Origin of the sequence: Pseudomonas sp. (assembly GCF_050739655.1) — a bacterium.
GTDB lineage: Bacteria > Pseudomonadota > Gammaproteobacteria > Pseudomonadales > Pseudomonadaceae > Aquipseudomonas.
This window is the reverse complement of sequence record NZ_JBOIBY010000326.1, coordinates 1-2428: the sequence shown is the minus strand read 5'-3', so window position 1 is coordinate 2428 and position 2428 is coordinate 1. Positions and strand designations below refer to the sequence as shown.

Annotated in this window: 3 protein-coding genes; 1 reads left to right on the top strand and 2 read right to left on the bottom strand. The window is 59.6% G+C overall.

Features of this window, described 5'->3' with window-relative positions:
* The first annotated feature begins 187 nt into the window (after nt 1–187).
* Nucleotides 188–514: a hypothetical protein gene (locus ACRESJ_RS15840; RefSeq protein WP_431758741.1), complete on the top strand. Its 327-nt coding sequence runs from the start codon at nt 188–190 to the stop codon at nt 512–514.
* A gap of 74 nt (nt 515–588) precedes the next feature.
* Here ACRESJ_RS15840 and ACRESJ_RS15835 read toward each other — a convergent pair whose 3' ends face one another.
* Both ACRESJ_RS15835 and ACRESJ_RS15830 read right to left on the bottom strand, forming a co-directional pair.
* Nucleotides 589–948 carry a DUF6124 family protein gene (locus tag ACRESJ_RS15835; RefSeq protein WP_431758740.1) on the bottom strand — a complete coding sequence of 120 codons (360 nt, stop codon included), beginning with the start codon at nt 946–948 and terminating at the stop codon, nt 589–591.
* Between the two features lie 332 nt (nt 949–1280).
* Nucleotides 1281–2428 (bottom strand): TonB-dependent receptor domain-containing protein (locus tag ACRESJ_RS15830; protein WP_431758739.1); only part of this gene is annotated, 1148 nt, incomplete at its 5' end.

Sequence of the window (2428 nt, the reverse complement as noted above, 5' to 3'; positions counted from 1 at the left end):
ATCGCAGCCTGCGGCAGCTCCTACAGTGCGAACGCATTTTCCCGATGATTAGCTCGCGATCTGGCAGGCTCTAAAAGCTTCAACTATTCGTTCGAGTAATAATCACCATCACCGATCACAAGTTCTGTTGATGGCGGGAAACAAGGAAAATCGCGCCCAACCTAAACGCTTCTAACGGAACCGGCGCATGACGATTTCAACTCGACTGGCCCTCGTCGCATCCTTGCTATTGTCAGGTTGTGCCTCAACACCGAACGACCCGACGCTGACGTTGCAGACGAATAAAGCACCTGCTGAGTACGCTCATTGCGTTCTTCCGAAACTGCAGGAAGATGCATTGAATACAACCGTGTCGGAAACCCAGCGCAGCTACCGAATTGTGGTTTCAAGCAAGGTCGCTGCCAACGATGTACTGGAGGCCTACAAGGGCAAGGTGTTTTTGTATGAACGCACCTTGCTGGCGTCGACGTTCGGACCATCCCGGCTCGAACGCGCTGCACAGGAATGCCTCTAACCCGCATCGGCCTGACGACCGAATCCGCCAGCCCGTAAAGCGAGGGTCTGGACCCCTCGCCGTACGGAACCCGATTACTCAGGCGATTCCAACCGATCCAGTGCCCGGTTCACCGCCAATTCACCCAGCATGATGACCTGCGCAATACCCAACAAGGTATTGCGCCTCGGCCCATCGATATGGTCCGCCAGATCCATGGTCATGACATTGGCCGACGCCAGCGACTCACAGGCATGGGCCAGCAGGGTTTCGGTATCGAGCTCCGGGTTGACGATGAACATGGTGCCAGGGGTGCGCGGGGTGTCCATGATGGAGACGTCCGGCTTCAGGTGATAGTCGAGGGCGCGCTCGGCGGCGTCGTGAAGTTTTTTTGAATGGTTTTCGTACGGGGATGCCGGATCGGTGTCCGGTGGGTTGGGTGTGACCTTGAACATGGATGGAACTCCAATGCGATTTAAAGGAGCCATCACCGCTTCGCTACCAAACGAAGGGTGGTGACCATACGAAGGTTGGTAGACCGGGCATTGGAACCGGCGCCCCCGAAAGAGCCCTGCGCATGGTCACCATTAAATTCAGCCTTGAGAAAGGACTGAACAAGGTGACGTTATGCGTCAATGCAACGGGTCTACCAAACCCGATCGCTGTTGTTTCAGCGACACGGAAACGATAAGACCCAGGCCCAAGACGCACAAGCCGGCGGATTCTTACGCACCTGTAGGCAACGACGCAAGATGATGTAGCTTTCACGAAGTCTCTGTGTGGCTCCTCAGCGCAAACTCCACGACACCCCGACGTACATCGCCATTCCCTCGCCGGGCGTGGACCGCGCCGCGTCCAGTCCTTTGTCGTCATAACCCGGCGTGACGGTGGCGGCGTAGTGCTTGTCGGTCAGGTTGCGCATGTCCAGCCAGGTCTGCCAGTCGCCCTTGGGCGCGTTGTAGCCCAGGGTCGCACCGAAGATTGCATAGGGATCGGCGTAGTAGCTGTTGGCGTAATCTACCGCCACCTTGGACACCATCTGCGTGTTGAACGCAGCGAAGAAACCCATTGGCCAGTCGTAGCGCAGTTCACCCTGGTAGTAGTGCATCGGCAGGCCCGGCAGGCGGTTGTCGCCGAAGCGGTCGTCGTCGCGGTAGTGGAAGTCACTGAAGGTGTAACTCTGACGCAGGCTCAGTTGGCCGCCGTCGTCGGGCGACCACAGGTTGCTTTGCAGGCTGGCTTCCACGCCCTGGTGCACGGTGGGGCTGGCATTGAGTTCGTAGGGCGTGGTGGCGTTGGCGTCCGGCAACACCGAGAGCAATTCGTTGCGCACTTGGGCGTAGTACCAGGCCAGGCTCCATTGGCCCAGCGCACTGTCGCCACGGCCGCCGATTTCCAGCGTGGTCGCGGTCTGGTTTTTCAACTCGATCGGGTCGCGCTGGGCGCCGGTGGCAGGGCCGCTGCCGGCCGGGAAGCGAATGTTGGAGCTGTAGATCAGCGACCATGGATGCGGCGCTTCGACCGAGCGGCTGAGGTTGCCGAAGATTTGCACGTCGGGGTTCAGTTGGTAGCGCAAGCCGATGCGCGGTGCATAGTCCCAATCGCTCAAGCTGGTCTTGCCTCCACCCTCGGGGTAAGTCACCGCGCTTTCGCGACGGGTGTAGATGGCGGCCAGGCCGGTGGTCAGCCACAGGTCGTCGGCGATTTCCAGGTCATTGCCCGCATGCAGGACGCTGTCCGAACCCTGGTAAGTAAAGTTGCGCATGTGCGTGCCCGGCGCATAGCCGGCGGTGTTGCCGGTGGGGATACGCACAAACTCGCTGGCGCCGTCATTGGGCAGGTGCTTGGTCACGCGCAAGCCCACCGTGCTTTGGCTTTGCAGACCCCAGAGCGTGTCGCGACGCTTGTAGTCGAACGTGCCGCTCACATCCGTGT